At 52.6% G+C, this 17171-nt stretch carries 17 protein-coding genes; 9 read left to right on the top strand and 8 right to left on the bottom strand.

The window, feature by feature from the left end:
* Nucleotides 1-262: 262 nt before the first annotated feature.
* From AKG35_RS02130 to AKG35_RS02120, 3 genes are all read right to left on the bottom strand, one after another.
* Complete coding sequence (locus tag AKG35_RS02130) at nt 263-1210, bottom strand: MnmC family methyltransferase (protein ID WP_041384287.1); 948 nt, start codon at nt 1208-1210, stop codon at nt 263-265.
* Nucleotides 1185-2510 (bottom strand): 3-phosphoshikimate 1-carboxyvinyltransferase, encoded by a 1326-nt coding sequence (gene aroA / locus AKG35_RS02125; RefSeq protein ID WP_011129777.1) that lies wholly within the window; start codon nt 2508-2510, stop codon nt 1185-1187. Before aroA ends, AKG35_RS02130 begins: the two co-directional genes overlap by 26 nt.
* 153 nt (nt 2511-2663) lie before the next feature.
* The gene (locus AKG35_RS02120; protein ID WP_011129776.1) at nt 2664-4229 is read right to left on the bottom strand and encodes a UbiD family decarboxylase; all 1566 of its coding nucleotides are present in this window, start codon (nt 4227-4229) and stop codon (nt 2664-2666) included.
* A 64-nt stretch (nt 4230-4293) separates the two neighbouring features.
* Here AKG35_RS02120 and AKG35_RS02115 point away from each other — a divergent pair, with 64 nt between their 5' ends.
* The 5 genes from AKG35_RS02115 to sds are packed head-to-tail and all read left to right on the top strand — an operon-like array spanning nt 4294 to nt 8785.
* Nucleotides 4294-5025, top strand: a complete 732-nt coding sequence (locus AKG35_RS02115) for a 2-phosphosulfolactate phosphatase family protein (RefSeq protein WP_011129775.1) — start codon at nt 4294-4296, stop codon at nt 5023-5025.
* A 42-nt stretch (nt 5026-5067) separates the two neighbouring features.
* The gene (locus tag AKG35_RS02110; RefSeq protein WP_011129774.1) at nt 5068-5889 is read left to right on the top strand and encodes a carbon-nitrogen hydrolase family protein; all 822 of its coding nucleotides are present in this window, start codon (nt 5068-5070) and stop codon (nt 5887-5889) included.
* Between the two features lie 4 nt (nt 5890-5893).
* Nucleotides 5894-6988, top strand: coding sequence for an N-acetylmuramoyl-L-alanine amidase (locus tag AKG35_RS02105; RefSeq protein WP_011129773.1), 1095 nt, complete (start codon nt 5894-5896; stop codon nt 6986-6988).
* Nucleotides 6985-7791 carry a glutamate racemase gene (murI, locus tag AKG35_RS02100; protein WP_011129772.1) on the top strand — a complete coding sequence of 269 codons (807 nt, stop codon included), beginning with the start codon at nt 6985-6987 and terminating at the stop codon, nt 7789-7791. Before AKG35_RS02105 ends, murI begins: the two co-directional genes overlap by 4 nt.
* A gap of 22 nt (nt 7792-7813) precedes the next feature.
* Nucleotides 7814-8785, top strand: a complete 972-nt coding sequence (gene sds / locus AKG35_RS02095; protein ID WP_011129771.1) for a solanesyl diphosphate synthase — start codon at nt 7814-7816, stop codon at nt 8783-8785.
* A gap of 5 nt (nt 8786-8790) precedes the next feature.
* On the opposite strand, the gene AKG35_RS02090 is transcribed toward sds, so the two are convergent.
* Together AKG35_RS02090 and AKG35_RS02085 are read right to left on the bottom strand one after the other, a co-directional pair.
* Complete coding sequence (locus tag AKG35_RS02090) at nt 8791-9468, bottom strand: HAD family hydrolase (RefSeq protein ID WP_011129770.1); 678 nt, start codon at nt 9466-9468, stop codon at nt 8791-8793.
* A gap of 374 nt (nt 9469-9842) precedes the next feature.
* Nucleotides 9843-10073 (bottom strand): hypothetical protein, encoded by a 231-nt coding sequence (locus tag AKG35_RS02085; protein ID WP_157859786.1) that lies wholly within the window; start codon nt 10071-10073, stop codon nt 9843-9845.
* Nucleotides 10074-10436: 363 nt separating this feature from the next.
* Between AKG35_RS02085 and acs the strand changes: the two genes are divergently transcribed.
* Nucleotides 10437-12413 (top strand): acetate--CoA ligase, encoded by a 1977-nt coding sequence (acs, locus tag AKG35_RS02080; protein WP_011129768.1) that lies wholly within the window; start codon nt 10437-10439, stop codon nt 12411-12413.
* A 12-nt stretch (nt 12414-12425) separates the two neighbouring features.
* Here the strand turns inward: acs and AKG35_RS02075 are convergent, their stop codons facing one another.
* A complete protein-coding gene (locus AKG35_RS02075) occupies nt 12426-13154 on the bottom strand; it encodes a DUF1350 family protein (RefSeq protein ID WP_041384286.1) in 729 nt (242 codons plus the stop codon).
* A complete protein-coding gene (locus AKG35_RS02070) occupies nt 13151-13612 on the bottom strand; it encodes a peroxiredoxin (protein WP_011129766.1) in 462 nt (153 codons plus the stop codon). The genes AKG35_RS02075 and AKG35_RS02070 overlap by 4 nt, the downstream gene beginning before the upstream one ends.
* A 41-nt stretch (nt 13613-13653) precedes the next feature.
* Here AKG35_RS02070 and AKG35_RS02065 point away from each other — a divergent pair, with 41 nt between their 5' ends.
* From AKG35_RS02065 to AKG35_RS02055, 3 genes are all read left to right on the top strand, one after another.
* Complete coding sequence (locus AKG35_RS02065) at nt 13654-14583, top strand: 3'-5' exonuclease (protein WP_011129765.1); 930 nt, start codon at nt 13654-13656, stop codon at nt 14581-14583.
* Between the two features lie 363 nt (nt 14584-14946).
* Nucleotides 14947-15606, top strand: a complete 660-nt coding sequence (locus AKG35_RS02060) for an alpha/beta family hydrolase (protein WP_011129764.1) — start codon at nt 14947-14949, stop codon at nt 15604-15606.
* A gap of 128 nt (nt 15607-15734) precedes the next feature.
* Entirely contained in the window at nt 15735-16313 is a 579-nt protein-coding gene (locus tag AKG35_RS02055; RefSeq protein ID WP_011129763.1) for a peptide deformylase, read from the top strand.
* Between the two features lie 613 nt (nt 16314-16926).
* On the opposite strand, the gene AKG35_RS12700 is transcribed toward AKG35_RS02055, so the two are convergent.
* A complete protein-coding gene (locus tag AKG35_RS12700) occupies nt 16927-17091 on the bottom strand; it encodes a hypothetical protein (RefSeq protein ID WP_157859785.1) in 165 nt (54 codons plus the stop codon).
* Nucleotides 17092-17171 lie beyond the last annotated feature (80 nt).

The raw sequence follows: 17171 nt of genomic DNA, 5'->3' as shown, positions 1-17171 counted from the left end.
GTCATATTGATGAGTCATTGTTCAAGCAATCCTATAGATCATGATCAACAATCTCAGGTAAAAGCAAGCTGCCAATCATTGGTATGAATCACCCAGTAAAAGAGGATCCATTAAATCAAACGCTGCAACAACATCTCCTTTGGGATTAATCAGCTGTAAAGAATGAACTTGCGTTGAGTTGGAAGGATTCAAGAATGACTCTAAACAATCTCTTTCAAGTCTTATCTATTCTAATTTTTCACTCGTTTCTTCCTGACAAAAATCAACCATGCCTTTGCTTGGCTGTCCAACGGTGGTGCCAGGTATTGGTCGCCTCTAATCCGCAGAGCTGTTGTTCAGTGCTGCGCCGCCTCCGGATCACTTCTGCCTGATCTTCTCCAGTTGGATCGCGGTACGGAACGGCTGCGCGTGTATGTAGATGTTCATGTTCCATTGCAGTAAGCGCCCTCCAACCAGGCCCTTTCTCTCCAAAGCTGATCTTGAACTGCTTCATCCCCATGGTGCCACTGCTCCAACCTCCGCGCTCCCCGGGAACTTGCAGTAGCGAGAATAATTTCAGCCCTGCTCGCTGCAAGCTGGCACGTATGGCCGCTGCACGGCTGTAGGTCAGGAGCCTCCCACCTGGAGCTAATCGTATGGCCAGGCCATGCAGAAACTCTTCACTCCATAGCTGTGGGCAGCGACCTGGAGAGAAGGCGTCGTGAAGAATCAAATCAAACTGCTGATCTTGGGGTAGCTGATGAAGCGTTTGGCGTGCATCACCCCACAACATTGTTCCCCTGCTCTCTGGCTGATCCCAACCATCACAATCTCGGATTAAAATAAGTTTCTGGTGGACCGATGCTGACCAGGCACTACAGAACCCCGTCTGCGCCAAAGCGAGTTCCAGTGGTCGCCTGTCAATCTCTAGACCCCACCACAGCACATTCGGTGCTGGAGTTGGCATGGCATCCAGCACAGCCGCAGTGTTGTAGCCAAGACCCATGCATACGTCGAGGATCCGAAGAGTTTGTCCGCCACTAAAGCGCGTCAACTCTGCCGGTTGTGCGAATTTCGCGCATGCTTCATTCAGCGCTCCGGCGGAGTTGTGGAACGCTTCGTCGAAGTACTCACTATGCAGGCTAAAGCTACCATCCGCCGTTGGGAAAACATTCAGTGCCCCCAAAGGGCGAGAGTGGCCGGCATTAGCGATGCAGCCGCTCAAGGTCATCCCAGAAGTTGGGGTAGGACACAGCCGCAGCTTCGCTACCAGTCAAGCGAGAATTGCCCTCCGCCAGCAACGCAGCCACCGCCAGACTCATGGCGACTCGATGATCCGTTTCACTATCGAGGTCTGTGCCTCGCAGTGTTCGTCCCCCTCGGATGGTGAGCCCATCGGCATGTTCGTCGATATCTGCTCCCATAGCCGTGAGCTGCCTGGTCATCACAGCGAGCCGATCGGTTTCCTTGACGCGCAGTTCACTGGCGTCAGTAATTTTGCTTTCACCATCACAGAAACAAGCAGCCACCGCCAGGATCGGCACCTCATCGACCAGGCGAGGAATGATGTCCCCATTGATGCTGAAGGGCTTTAACGATCCTTGCCTCACCCGTAGGTCTCCAACTGGTTCACCGGCGACTTCATGGCGGTTGAGCACCTCAATGCGAGCTTCCATTTGCTGCAACACTTCCAGAATGCCGGTACGGGTGGGGTTTAAACCAACGTTTTCCACCACGAGCTCAGCTCCAGGAACAAGCGCTCCTGCGACAAGCCAAAAAGCAGCGGAACTGATATCACCTGGCACGACAATATTTTGCCCATAAAGCTTTTGTCCTGGGCTCACTCTGATATGGCGACCCATCTCTCCTCCCACCTCGAGATCAGCACCGAATGCCCGCAACATGCGTTCGCTGTGGTCTCTCGAATGGGCTGGTTCGATCACAGTCGTTGCCCCATCGGCTGTAAGGGCTGCCAGCAGCAGGGCTGACTTCACCTGGGCACTTGCTACAGGTGTACCGATGACACCACCACGAAGTTTCTGACCGCTCACGGCAAGTGGTGCGAAGTCGCCGTTGGATCGTCCTTTAATTTTGGCTCCCATCATTGTTAATGGCTGGCCAACCCGATTCATCGGTCTACGGCGCAAAGAGGCATCACCGCTAAGCACGAAATGGCGGCCCTTGCGTGCCGCCAACAGCCCTAGCATCAGCCGAATTGTTGTGCCGGAGTTACCGCAGTCGAGTACATCTTGCGGTTCTTGGAGTCCATCGAGACCAACGCCTTCAACGCGAACTATTTGCCCGACATGAATCGGGCCGATCGTGGCTCCCATCGCTCTAAGACAGGCGGCGGTACTCATGGGATCTTCAGCAGGTAAAAGGCCCTCGATGGTTGTGACCCCTTCTGCGATAGCTCCAAATAACAGCGCTCGATGGGAAATCGATTTGTCTCCAGGGACTCGCACCGTTCCAGAAAGCCCACCACCTGCTCGAAGCTCACATGACGATGAGGCAGTGTTTGTAACGCTCAATGGGTGTGGCCCGGATCAGATCGATCTTATGGTCAAGCGTTTGACCTTATTTCCAATTTGTTTTTGTGCTGTGTAATTTGTTTCTTTTGGACCATCTCAACCAGCCGATATCTACATCTGCCGAGTGTTTTTAGGTAACAGTCCATTTTTAATTCAGGTCTTTTTGACCATCGCTTGACGACAAAGGCTCTCCATCACATAGCCGAACAGGCTTGGATCAGGTTCTTCGCTACCCAAATCCTCCAGCCCCAGCTCCTGCCATCGAGCATCCACCCTGCTTTCTAGATCTGCATCCCGGCTGAGTGGCTCGCCCCATTCATGGCGCTTCTCAGGGCCAATCTTAGTGGTGGCGTCGATGGCCATCCTGCCTCCAAGCCCTAGATGTTCGCTAGCGAAATCAAGGCTGTCGAAGGGGGTGTTCTCAAGTACAAAGAGATCCCTTTGCGGATCGACCTGTGCAGCGATAGCCCATACCACTTGGCGTGGATCTCTCACGTTGATGTTTGCATCTACCACGACAACGAATTTTGTATAGGTGAATTGGGGCAAGGCGCTCCAGAAAGCCATCGCGGCACGCTTGGCTTGTCCTGGATAAGACTTATCGATTGCAATCACCGCCAGCTTGTAACTGAGGGCCTCCATCGGTAGAAAGAAGTCAACAATCTCCGACACCTGTTGACGCAAGATGGGCGTGTAGATGCGGTTCAAAGCGATGGCGAGCATCGCTTCTTCCTTGGGTGGGCGGCCGCTAAACGTCGTGAGGAAAATCGGATCGCGACGTTGAGTCACGCAGTGGAAGCGCACCAATGGTGAGGACTCCACTCCTCCGTAGAAGCCCATATGGTCACCAAATGGACCATCCTCTAATTCCTCACCTGGTGTAATGGTTCCTTCCAACACCACTTCGCTGTGGCTAGGGACTTTCAGATCCAGTGTTTTGCAGCCAGTGAGCCGTACACCCTCTCCTGCATAAAGACCAGCAAAAAGCCATTCACTGAGTTGCACAGGAATCGGAGTTGCTGCGGCCATGATCAGCAGAGGGTGTACACCAATAGCAATGGCCACCTCAAGCTTCTGACCCATGGCAGCAGCTTTGCGTAGGTGCCTGGCTCCGCCACGAACGCTCAGCCAATGCACCGTCATGGTCTTTGGCGATTGGCGTTGTAGGCGATAGACCCCCACATTCGGCACTCCCGTCTCCGGGTCTTTTGTAATCACAAGACCCAGGGTGATCACACCACTGGCATCTCCTGGCCAAGGCCGGATCAAAGGCAGATTGTCGAGATTCAAGGCATCTCCACGCAGCACCTGCTGATGGCAGGGAGGTGTGAGATCCAGATCTGGTCGCGCTTTGATCAGATCCCAAAACACACTTGCAAACTGTCTGGTTTCTTGCAGACCCTTTGGCGGCCTTGGTTGTTGCAGCAGAGCCAAACGAGTTCCCAGATCCTCAAGTTGCTGAGCGTTGTCCAGACCCATGCTCCACACCACTCGCTCCAAGGTGCCCATCAGATTCACTGCCACTGGCATCGATGAACCAATCACGTTTTCGAACAACAGGGCCGGCCCACCCAAGCCCAGCACTCGATCAGTAATAGCGGCGAGTTCTAAATCTGGTTCTACGGGGGCAGTGATCCGCCTTAGTTGGCCACGTTGCTCAAGTAGGGCTAGGAAGTCCCGCATGTCTTGGGACGCAGGTCCGGGACGAAGCAGGGGCATGGTTGGTAAGACAGCCAGCAAAATTATCTAGTTACTGTGGCGCACGTCGTTCCCTATCGAGGCCATGCAGCTCGCTTATTTCCATGTGGCCGCGGATGTGCCTCAGGGGGCTGAGCCTGATGCTGCTGTCGTCATCGACGTTCTCAGAGCCACCACCACCATCGCCTGGGCTTTAAACAACGGTGCCGAAGCTGTTGAAACCTTTGCTGATTTGGACCAACTGAGGCAGAGCGCCGCTCAATGGCCGGAGTCTTCCCGTTTGATGCTTGGTGAGCGAGGCGGACAGCGCATTGAGGGATTTGATCTGGGGAATTCCCCCGTCGCTGTGGTGCCCGAGCAAGTGGCTGGCAAAAGACTATTTATGAGCACGACTAACGGCACGCGCTCGTTGCAGCGAGTGCGTGGGGTTCAGCGTTTATTCACTTTGGCACTACCAAACCGCAAAGCTGTTGCAGACCACTTGTTAATGGATCCACCTGAGCAACTTTGGATTGTTGGTAGTGGCTGGGAAGGGGCCTACTCCCTGGAGGACTCTTTGGCGGCCGGAGCATTGGCCGATTTGCTATTGGATGCTGCGGCTGATGAGGCTTGTGTCGCGAACGACGAACTCACTGCTGCACTAGCCCTTTGGCAGCAGTGGAAGCACGATCCAGAAGCCTGTCTTCGTCAAGCCAGCCATGGCCAACGCTTAATTGGGCTTGGCGATCACGATGCAGATTTCAGATGTTGTGCTGAATTGGATCGGCTTTCTGTGGTTCCTGTTCAGGTCAAACCCGGAGTCCTTTGTGCCTCTTGAAACCTCACTGCGATCTAAAGTTTCGCTCTCTGTTTCAACCCTGTGACCGACTTTCTGGCAGCCGCTTTGCAGCTGACGAGCACCTCGGATCCAGAGCTCAATTTTGCTGCTGCCGAGGAGCAGATCGAACTGGCTGCCCGCCGTGGGGCGGAATTGGTGGGATTACCTGAAAATTTTGCCTTTATGGGTGATGACGAGCGACGTCTGGAGCTGGCACAAGACTTAGCTGAGCAATGCAGCCGCTTTCTGGTCACCATGGCAAGGCGCTACCAGGTGGTGCTTCTGGGCGGGGGCTTCCCTGTACCTTCAGGAGATAGCAATCACACGGTCAACAGAGCCGAATTGGTCGGTCGTGATGGTCAGCTGCTAGCGAGATACGACAAGATTCATCTCTTCGATGTGGATCTACCTGAAGGCAACACCTATCAGGAGTCGGCCACGACTACGTCTGGTCGTGAACTACCCCCGGTCGTGGATGTGCCAGGACTATGTCGAGTGGGACTATCCATCTGCTACGACGTGCGCTTCCCTGAGCTCTATCGCCATCTCGTCAGTGCTGGTGCCGAGTTATTGATGATTCCAGCAGCATTCACGGCTTTCACCGGAAAAGATCACTGGCAGGTCTTACTTCAAGCCAGGGCCATCGAAAACACCTCCTATGTGCTTGCACCTGCCCAGACAGGTCGTCATTACAGCCGTCGACAGAGCCATGGACATGCCATGGTGATTGATCCCTGGGGAACCGTCTTGGCTGATGCAGGAGTGAGTCAGGGTGCAGCCATTGCTCCTGTGGATAACTCGCACATTGGTCGCATTCGCGCGCAAATGCCAAGCCTCCAACACCGGCAGTCAGCACTGTTCTGAGCCAATGGCCTCGGCTCCATCCCGCCCTCTCATCCTGCTGGTGGTTGGTGCCTTGCAGATCCCTTTGGTTTTGGCAGCGTTGCCGGCCAGAGCGGCAAGTGCTTTAGCGGCCTGGGCACTTGGAATCGACGGGGTGTTGCAGTTGCGTACATCAAGAGGGGCTCGTCTAGAAGCGTTCTTTCAACCAGCGGATGGGGCCCAAGGAGCAAAGGTCTGGATTGATTTTCCTGGAGAATTGAGCCGCTCCCGCAGCCTGCGGGGTAGCGGGCCGGTGCGTGCAATTCGTTTGGGGATACCAACGCCTGGCTCAACTCGACTGGTGATTGAGTTCAAACCATCAATCTCTCTGAATCCAAATCAGCTCAAGCTGATAGGAACCTCTCCGGACCGCTGGAAGCTCAACTTCGAAGGCTTACCGACCCGCGGGCTTCGCCCTATCGGTGAAGGAGACCTGACAGCATCAACTTTGAGCCGATGGGCTCCTGGAATCCGGATTACACCCACACGGACGCCTATCAATGCCTCTGGTTTGCCGAATGTTCCCCGCGGGCGCTTTAGAGTTGTCATTGACCCTGGTCATGGTGGTCCAGACCCTGGTGCTATAGGGATTCGCGGTCTACGTGAGACGGATGTTGTTCTCGATGTTTCCCTTCAGGTGGCCCAGCTATTAGAAGCTCGAGGGGTGCAGGTCATCATGACCCGCACAGCTGATGTGGATTTGGATCTACCGCCAAGAGTGGCGATCGCCAATCGAGTAGGTGCTACTGCATTTGTAAGCATTCATGCCAATGCCATCAGCATGTCCAGACCACAGGTCAATGGAATCGAAACTTTCTATTTCTCTGATTCCCGTTCAGCCAGGTTGGCGTCTCATATCCAGCAACAGGTGCTGAACGTCTCCCCTGGGAGCCCCAACAGAGGGGTCAGACGGGGCCGTTTCTTTGTCATCCGGCGAACCACAATGCCCTCCGCCCTAGTTGAGACAGGTTTTTTAACAGGACGGCTAGATGCTCCTCGGCTGGCTTCAGCAGCCCATCGCCGCAAGTTGGCTCTGGCTATTGCTACTGGCATCCTCAACTATTTGCAGGGGGTCCGTTGAAGCCTCGCTTGGGATTATTTGATAGCGGCGTGGGTGGGTTGACTGTGCTCAGGCGAGTGCTGGAGCGCCATGGGCAGGTGCCTTGCCTCTATCTCGGTGATACCGCCCGAGTCCCTTACGGAAACCGCATGCCGCATGAAATCCGAGTGATCGCCAAGGAGGTTGTCCAGTGGTTACGAGACCAGCAAGTGACTGCGGTTGTGATGGCTTGCAACACCACGAATGCGTTGGCTTCTGATGTGGCTGAAGCGGTTGCGGGAAGGATCCCTGTCGTGAGGTTGATTGAGGCAGCAGCCAACATGCTTTCGGAAGAGCGTGTGGGAGTACTGGCCACTCCTGCTGCTGCTGCATCAGGCGCATATGGCAAACAAATTGAGATCTCTCGACCAGGCACGATGGTTATTGAGCAGGGATGTCCGGCCTTTGTGCCATTGATTGAGACTGGTCAACTCAGCAGCGAGGAGCTTTATCAGGCGGCGCGTGAGTATCTGAATCCACTCTTGGCTGCACAGGTGGAAGCAGTGGTTCTCGGATGCACTCACTATCCTCTTCTTGAACCGATCTTACGTCAGATTTTGCCGCAAGATGTGCGCTTGATTGATCCTGCTATCGGTGTGGCCCGCGAGCTGGATGTTCTGTTGGGTAGCCCAACGATCCCATTAGGAACATCACTGTCGCTGACCTCTACACGGTTCTGCGTGACTGCCAATCCCGAGGGCTTTGCCACGCGTGCTACGCCATGGTTGGGCGAGCGTCCTCAAGTTGAGTTGGTTTCACTGCAATGTCCTGCCTGCGCCTCGTAAGATCACTCCACCGAGGGAATCCATGGCCACCGTTACTGAGCTGCTGCAGCCGGTCGAGCTGGATCTTGAGACCCTGCTCACTGATCTGCGCAGCTTGATTGGTGCCGGTCATCCCATTCTTCAAGCAGCGGCAGAGCACTTATTCAGTGCCGGGGGCAAACGCCTTCGCCCGGGCATTGTGCTGTTGATCTCAAGAGCTTTATCTGCCGATGGTGATCTCTCGGCCCGTCATCGTCGGCTGGCGGAGATTACCGAGATGATCCACACGGCTTCTCTTGTTCACGACGACGTCGTCGATGAGGCTGCCACTCGCCGAGGCGTGGCCACTGTTCATAGCCGTTTCAATCATCGCGTTGCGGTTTTGGCAGGTGATTTTCTATTCGCACAGGCCAGTTGGCATCTGGCTAATCTGGATAACTTAGCTGTGGTCAAGCTTCTCAGTCGGGTCATCATGGACCTCGCGGATGGGGAGGTGAAGCAGGGCCTCTATCGCTATGACACAGGCCAATCATTTGCGACATATCTAGAGAAGAGCTATTGCAAGACGGCTTCTCTAATGGCCAACAGTGTGCAGGCTGCCGGCGTACTCAGTGGTGAGAGTGTTGAGCATCAGAAATTACTGCATCACTTCGGTCGCCAGCTTGGACTCGCCTTTCAGGTTGTCGATGACATCCTCGACTTCACAGGCAGTGAACAGCAATTAGGCAAACCTGCCGCGAGTGATTTGGCCAGTGGCTATCTAACGGCACCGGCTCTCTATGCGCTAGAAGAGCATTTAGCTCTAGCTCGTCTGATTGAGCGAGAGTTCAGCGAAGAGGACGATCTTGATCAAGCCCTTGAGCTGGTGCGTAATTCGCAGGCCATTTCACGCAGCCGTCAGTTGGCTGAAGATTTTGCCAGGGAATCTCGTGAAGCCATCGCTTGGCTACCAGATTCACCTTGCCAGCGTGCATTAATGGAACTACCTGATTTTGTTTTAAGCCGTCTCTACTGAGCTTTTCAGAGTGCATCCCAAGCCTGCTGGAGATGGTCAAGAACGGTTTTTAACTGAGCGATTTGACGAGGATTCTCATCTTTAAACTTGCCATCGCAATTGATGTGGACTTCGTTTTCGCTCAGCACCCAGACATGACACCCTGCGGCTAGAGCCGCCTGTGTGCCGGCCTGAGAGTCTTCCAATGCCCAACAGGCAGTCGGCTTGACCGCCAGCCGCCGCGCGGCAAGCAGATAAGGATCTGGAGCGGGTTTGCCTGCTGTAAGAGATAGATCATCGCCAAGAACTCGAGTCTGAATCTGTGCAAGCCAGCTGTGATGGATACTTTTAAATGCCACGGCATCTGCCGTACTACTGGAGGCCATGGCCATTGGCAGCCTGTGGTCGTAGCACCAGCGAACCAATTCCTCCGCTCCAGGCATGGCTTTGGCCTGACTGAGCAGATGCTTTGCGATCGGCTGGCGCACGGCTAAGAGCTGTTCGATCCCTACCGGGGTGTTCAACCAGTTGTTGACCAGCTGAGCACAATCAAGCCGCCGCCGACCTTTTAACATCAACAACTGACTTGTACTGAGACTGGTAGCAAAGACAGCCGCTGTTTGAGACCAGGCCTGAGCATGTAGAGGTTCAGTATCCAACAACACTCCATCGAGATCAAACAAGCAGGCCGCAGGGAAGGACATGAACCAATGCGCACCCTCTCGGTTGACTTGATTAAAACTCAATATCCAGCTCAGTTATTTTCGATTGGATGCAAGTTGTCAATGGTTTAACAGGAGGTTGTGTGGCTCAACTCATACTTTTAACACCTTTCCTGTAAAAGTGACTCAACTAGCAAGAGAGACTGCTCATCAGTCATGAAAAGAAGCCGCTATCGCGTTTTCATCTGAAAGCTGCGATTTTGCATTGAGATGTAGGCTCTACTTGACTTGCGTCTTATTGGTCCATCAGATGACCTTATCGTCAATCCAAAGACAACTCTGCCATGAAGCAAAAACTAACACATGTCAGACTGGCCAAGCATGATGTGATGACTTAAGCAAGACAATCCCCTTATTCAAAGAAAGTTGCCATTCAAGTCATTAAACAAATCTCTAAGCTTCCACTCAACTGAAATAGTGAATATGGCCGCCAAGCAATCATGCTGCTGAGATGCTTCAAGAGATTCTGGAAGCACAAGACAGCCGACCTGATAAAAGTCGACACCTGTATATGTTATCAGCATCCAGCTCAGAGGATGAATACATTTTTCAAGTTTATCAATCGCACAAATCAACTCAGCCGGCATCACTTTTACAATCGACTTTAGGACCCAGTCACAAGTGTCATGCTGAAGTGATTCCGAGTTAATAGATTGCCCGCAGAGTTGGTCCATCGTTGTGCTGCTACCAGCATTCTTTTCACCATTAACAGGAATGTATTTTCTGACTATATTTGGCGGACTGCAAGCAGATAGGAAAAGACTTTAAAATTGATCATTTTACTTTGTATTTTTATCTTATTTCAGATTTTTACTCTTTCAATTTGTACTCATTTAGATGCCCTTCAGAGACTGTCGCTTCGGGGGTTCGTTTAAACAAGCGTGTCACAGCGCTGTAGTCCCTGCTCTTAATCGCTTGAATGCGGGAAATCACTGGTCATTGATTGCCTTATGTCCCCTGATCCATCCGGCACCATTAAGTCAGTCCTGCAGGAGCAGCGCGTCTTTCATCCCTCCGCAGAGTTGGCCTCACAGTCGATGGTTGGAAGCCTGGAAGCCTATCGTCGGATGGCAGAGCAAGCCAAAACTGATCCTGACAGTTTCTGGGGTGAAGCCGCTCGCACTGAGCTGGAATGGTTCGAACCCTTTGATAGCGTTCTCGATTGGTCGAATCCTCCCTTTGCGCGTTGGTTTGAAGGAGGCACGACAAATCTTTCCTTCAACTGTCTTGATCGCCATCTCAATGGGCCGAAGGCAAACAAAACAGCCCTGATCTGGGAGGGAGAGCCAGGTGATGTGCGGCGCTTCACCTATCGAGAACTTCATGCTGAAGTGTGCAGGGCTGCCAATGCGCTGAAAGCTCTTGGCATTGGCAAAGGTGACCTGGTTGCCCTTTATATGCCAATGGTCCCAGAAGCGGCCATTGCCATGTTGGCTTGCGCCCGTATCGGAGCCCCACATTCTGTTGTCTTTGGTGGCTTTTCCGCTGAAGCCCTTAGAGATCGTTTGGTGGATGGTGAAGCCAAAGCCGTGATCACTGCTGATGGTGGTTTTCGTAAGGACAAGGCCGTTGCCTTGAAGCCGGCAGTGGATGCTGCATTAGCCGAGGGTGCCTGCCCCAGCGTGACGTCGGTGCTGGTGGTGCAACGCACGAAAGAAAGCGTGGTGATGGAAGCTGGTCGAGATCAGTGGTGGCACGAGCTTGTGTCAGCTCAATCGCAAGAGTGCGCGGCGGAACCCATGGCGAGTGAAGATCGCCTGTTTGTGCTCTACACCTCTGGCTCCACTGGAAAGCCAAAGGGCGTTGTGCACAGCACGGCAGGCTATAACCTCTGGGCTCACCTCACTTTCAAGTGGATCTTCGACATTCGCGACGAAGACGTCTACTGGTGCACAGCCGATGTGGGCTGGATCACAGGCCATAGCTACATTGTTTATGGGCCTCTTTCCAATGGGGCGACAACTGTGATGTATGAGGGGGCACCACGCCCATCCAAGCCTGGAGCCTTTTGGGAGCTAATTCAGAAACACGGGATCACGATTTTTTACACTGCACCTACGGCAATTCGGGCATTCATGAAAAGTGGTCGGGCTGTACCCGATCAATACGACATGAGCAGTCTGCGCTTGCTAGGTACCGTCGGAGAACCCATCAATCCTGAGGCCTGGATGTGGTATCGCGAGGTCATCGGTGGTGATCGTTGCCCAATTGTCGACACTTGGTGGCAAACGGAGACAGGTGGGGTGATGATCAGCCCATTACCTGGTGCGACGCCAACAAAGCCAGGGTCTGCGACCCTTCCCCTACCAGGCATTGAGGCTGAGGTGGTTGATGCACAAGGCGAGCCAGTAGCCGTTGACGAAGGTGGATATCTGATCGTGCGACGTCCTTGGCCAGGAATGATGCGCACCGTGCACGGAAATCCTCAACGCTTTAGAGAGAGCTATTGGGAATACTTACGCCCTAAGGATGGCAGTTTCATCTATTTCGCAGGCGATGGAGCTCGTCGAGATGGTGATGGTTATTTCTGGGTGATGGGCAGGGTGGATGATGTGATTAACGTTTCAGGCCATCGTCTTGGCACGATGGAAATCGAATCGGCATTGGTGAGTCACCCGGCAGTGTCTGAAGCGGCAGTGGTTGGAAGACCTGATGACCTTAAAGGTGAAGCGATCGTGGCCTTCGTCACCTTGGAAGGAAGCAGGGAAGTGAGTGATGCTTTGATTCAGGAGCTTCGTGTTCATGTGGGCAAGGAGATCGGCCCCATTGCTCGACCTGATGAGATCCGTTGCAGTGATGCCTTACCCAAGACCCGCAGCGGCAAAATTATGCGGCGTATCTTGCGGGCTTTGGCCGCTGGAGAGGAGGTCAAGGGTGATACCAGCACCCTGGAAGATCGCTCCGTACTGGATCGGCTTAGAGCCTGATCACAACCTCGTTCATGGGCTTGCCCAAGAAGAGATCGTTTCCACCAATTGATTGAGAGTCTCGGCCCGGGCGGAGTCATCCGCCCAGTCGCCGAGAAGGTTCTGCCGTAACCCTGCACTGGCTGGGGTGAGGTGATCGCCTGGAAGATGCAAGCTTTGTGTTGCATCTTCCACTCGCTGCTGGAGACTATTCAAAAGGCTTGGGCTCTGATCGAGGCTGTCATTCCCAAAACTCACCAATAAGTTCTGAGGTTGGTGGTAACTCTCGCGGATCAATCGCAATGTTTCATTAGGGCTTGGGCTGAATTCCGTGTAAAAGCCAAGCTTTGGCGCAAGTTCGCGAAGCATGGGAATCGAACGATCAGCCGTGAAATTGTTGAAGCTTAATGCCACCAAAGCCCTGCTGTTACGACCTCCATCTGGGGCTAGAAGATGCAACTTACAGCCAAGGCTATGGCCCAAGCGAAGGGGTGTAGGAAGGGCTCCGACTCTGGCCTCAAGTTGTTGTCGACAACGACGCAAATGTTTCCAAGCTTCATTGGCCTGAGCCTGATGGTCGAAGCCTGGCACATAGCCCCAAGCATGAACCGCCAGATTGTGGTCAGCTAAACCTTCAAGCAATCGTCGGTAGCTGAGCTGGGGGCTCGCCGCCAAATAACTGCCCCCCACCATCTCGACCAGTGCGATTGGCTGAGCTGGCCATAGTCCCCAGACGTTGCCGAGGCGTCTCCATCTGGTCATCGTTTCTTTTTGATTTCCTCCACGACACGGCATGCCTCACGCATATGAGCAGGACCATCGAGGAGATTATTAAAAATATGGCGGATTGTTCCTTGGCCATCAATCACGTAAGTAACTCGGCTTGGCAGCATCCCAAGGGTGCGAGGAACTTCAAAGGCTCGCCGCAGTGTGTTGTCCTTGTCGCTCAGTAATGCATAGGGCAGGCCATGTCGTTCTGCAAATTGCCGATGACTAATGTCATCGTCTCCACTCACCCCCCAGACTTCAGAACCGAGGTTCTCAAAAACTGAGTAATTGTCTCGAAAGCTACAAGCTTCGGCTGTACATCCAGGAGTGTCGTCCTTGGGATAGAAAAACAACACGAGTACTTTGCCTTTGAGATCATTACTCCGCCGCTTGTTGCCATTTTGATCAACCAGATCAATGGCAGGAGCCTTATCACCAACTTGAAGGGCCATGCAGAAGCTCGCATCTATGGCGCACCCTAGAGAGCCCCTTGATGGGTGCGGGAGAATACAAGCAATCGATTGATGAACTCGGCGTGGGGGAAGCAAAGCAGCATCTCTTTGGAGCTGGTCAGTTGGATCTTCTCCCAGATCTCAATGCAGAAGAGGCAGTTGTCACTCCTTCAAAAGCTGTCACTACTTCAAAGGCTGTCTCTTTACCGCAACCTCATGCACCAGTAGCACTGCCTTCTTTGCATCGAGAAGCTTTGAGCTCACTGCCAGAGATGCTGCTGATCATCGATACGGAAACCACTGGATTGGATCCGAAGCGAGGTCAATGCCTAGAGGTTGGCGCCATCCTTTTCCATGCACCGCAGCGTGCTGTGCTTGCCCAGCATTCCTTTTTGCTACCTGTGGAAACCAATGCGGCTGAATCAATCAATCGCATCCCCGCTGAGGTCACACGCTTGGATCAACCTTGGCGACAAGGGCTGGACTATTTCCAAGCCTTACTGGATGCCGCTGATCTGTTAGTTGCTCACAATGCTGGCTTCGATCGTCAGTGGTTCGGAAAGGATCAGCTTCCAGCTGTCTCCAAGCCCTGGCTGTGCACGATGGAAGACATCGCTTGGCCAGTTGATCGTCAGCTTCGTTCAAGGCCTTCTGTAAGAGATTTGGCTCTCGCTTATGGCGTGCCAGTATGGGCCGCTCATCGTGCTCTCACCGACTGCATTTATCTCGCCGAGGTGTTCGCCCGTTGCAAGGATCTCGAAACGCTCCTGCTTCATGGGCTAGAGCCAAGGCGTTTGATGCGTGCCCAGGTGTCTTATGAACAAAGACACCTGGCCAAAGATGCTGGCTTTCGTTGGAATGATCCAATTCAAGGTGCCTGGACCCGACGCTTAAGTGATCGAGAGGCCGCCAAGCTTGACTTCCAAGTGGTTGCTATTGATCAACAAGAGGAGCAGCCATTGAGTGCATAACGTTGCCTTCAATGGCGTCATCCGTTTGAGAAAAGGTTGAGCTGCCAAACATCCTTGCTCCGAGAGAGTTGAATTCTGATTGATTCCCTTAGTCAAGAGCTGAACTCTCCTAACAGTCTTATCACTTGCTTGCTGCCGCTGTGGCATAAGCGATCAAGCTTGCGAGTTCTGGTTGGAAGGCAATTAGAAAAACTGCAATTACCTAAGTAAAGACTCTTTGTCAGGGATTAGATCAGCCCTAGGTCACAACCCCATTGAATAGCTACCTACGATTATTTGTTGAGCCATTCCGTTCCTTCCTGACAAAAACGATGACTCACCAAGCATGTCTACTTAGCTGCCAAAAATCAGGAGAATGCCTAGATGAATAAGTTATCGATGGATCCCACTCCACGCTTGGTGAATGGTTCTAGCGCTGCACCTGCCACCCTGCTCTTAGCCCATGGGGCTGGTGCAGCAATGGATAGCCCTTTCATGACAGCGATGGCCAGTGGCTTAGCTGAAGTCGGTTGGCGAGTGGTGCGCTTTGAATTCTCATACATGGCTAAACAACGCATTAGTGGCAAACGCTCTCCCCCTGATCGAATGCCGAAATTGAAGCAAGTCTTCCTCGAGCAGGTCGAGAGCGAAGCTGCGCTTCGACCTGTAATCATTGGCGGTAAGTCGATGGGAGGCAGAGTCGCGAGTCTTCTGGCAGATGAACTCTCAGCCAAAATGAACGTACTTGGCTGCATCTGCCTGGGTTACCCCTTTCATCCCTTGGGGAAACCTCAGCAGTTGAGAACTGAACATCTTGCCGTGCAAAAGACGCCAACCTTGATTTTGCAAGGCGAACGCGATGGGATGGGGCGACAAGACGAGGTAGAAACCTACACTTTGTCGCCAATGGTCTCTTTGCAATGGATGCCTGCCGGAGATCACAGCTTCAAACCCACCCGAAACTCTGGACTCACTGAAACCGAAAACTGGACCGCAGCAGTGACTCACTCAAGTAATTTTTGCAAGAGACTGCTAAGCAGCTGAACATTAACAAAAGCCAAAACAATGAGCCTGATAACTCACTTGTCCATTTACAGAATCTTGCTCATCCTTGTGGCTGGTTTTGTTGTGTTGGCGAAAACTACAGAAAAGAGAAAGGGAGGTTAATGATCATGGCTGTGAAAGAAATCCTGCGTATGGGCAATCCTCAACTGAGGAAAGTGTCCAATGTCGTCGATGATGCCTCTGATGAGCTGATCATTTCACTCATCAAGGATTTACAAGACACGGTGAAGGCCCATCAAGGAGCAGGGCTCGCCGCACCCCAAATTGGTGTCCCTTTAAGAGTGGTGCTGTTTGGTGGAGGAGGCCCTAATCCTCGCTATCCCGAGGCCCCATCGATTCCACAAACACTTCTGATTAATCCTGTCTTAACACCAATCGGCTCTGATCTAGAGGATGGTTGGGAGGGGTGCTTGAGTGTGCCAGGCCTGCGGGGCAAGGTATCGCGCTGGAGTCGGATTCACTACAGGGCGCTGAATGAAGATGGTTTTGAGGTTGAGCATTGCCTTGAGGGCTTCCCAGCTAGAGTTATCCAACATGAATGTGACCACTTAGACGGGGTTTTGTTCCCCGATCGTCTTGTTGACTCTGCCTCATTTGGCTTCACAGGGGAGTTAGAAACTGCTGGCATCATTGAGAAGCTTTCCAGTGCAGAGCAAAAAGCATCACAACAGAGCAGAGCAGATTGAAAGATTAAATCTTATTCTTAAAGAGACAACGCGCCATCATTAGCCAAGGGCTAAACAGTGACAATGGTCAACATGAGGCTATTAATATGGACATTTTTTGTATTTATCATGATGCTAGAAGTTGCTCCCAACGATGGACAAATTCTTGTAGGAACGTTTTCTGGACTATTGATCGGACTGTTAGTGCACACACTGAAAAGCTTAGACAAAGCACAGTAAGATGAGAAATTAACAGCTGCTGACGACTTAGTAGTGACTAAATCCAGAGAACAGCTTGAAAAGTGGATGAGTGAGACAAACTCCCTCCTCCACAAAAGGCTGAGGAATAGAGCAATAAAGCGACGCACTCTACGGGCCTTGACATTAACTAGTTTTATCCTGATCGTTGCGACAGAAATCGCCCCTAATGCCGATGGCCAGGTTGTCTTTGGTGCATTTCTTGGCATAGCCCTATATCACTTCTCCATTGAATTAGAAAATCTGGAGGACAGTGAGTAAAACCAGAACTGATTGCTTTACTTATTAGCAACTGCTCTAGATAACACGATATAGAGTTCCCTAAATGTCGACAGATTAATGACAACGACTTATTTAGCGAGAAAGGACATTCCGATCAAGTTGAGAGCCGCGGGGTGATCCGGCACCTTGAACACCATGCAGAAGTGAGGTGGGTGGCAGCGTTGTCAGTCCAAGTGGTGACGCCCCTGTGACCAACATCACAGCCCTCGTTGAGGCAGGTCGCCAGGTGAATCGTTGATTCGGCCGATGGTTGGTTCATCGAGAGGGGAGACCCTCCACCGCTTCCAAACCAATGAAGCGCTTTTTCTCACTATTTGTAGGTCGCTGGTTCACCACTGC

Origin of the sequence: Prochlorococcus marinus str. MIT 9313 (assembly GCF_000011485.1) — a bacterium.
Taxonomy (GTDB): Bacteria; Cyanobacteriota; Cyanobacteriia; order PCC-6307; family Cyanobiaceae; genus Prochlorococcus; species Prochlorococcus marinus_D.
This window is presented reverse-complemented; position numbering and strand designations above follow the sequence as displayed.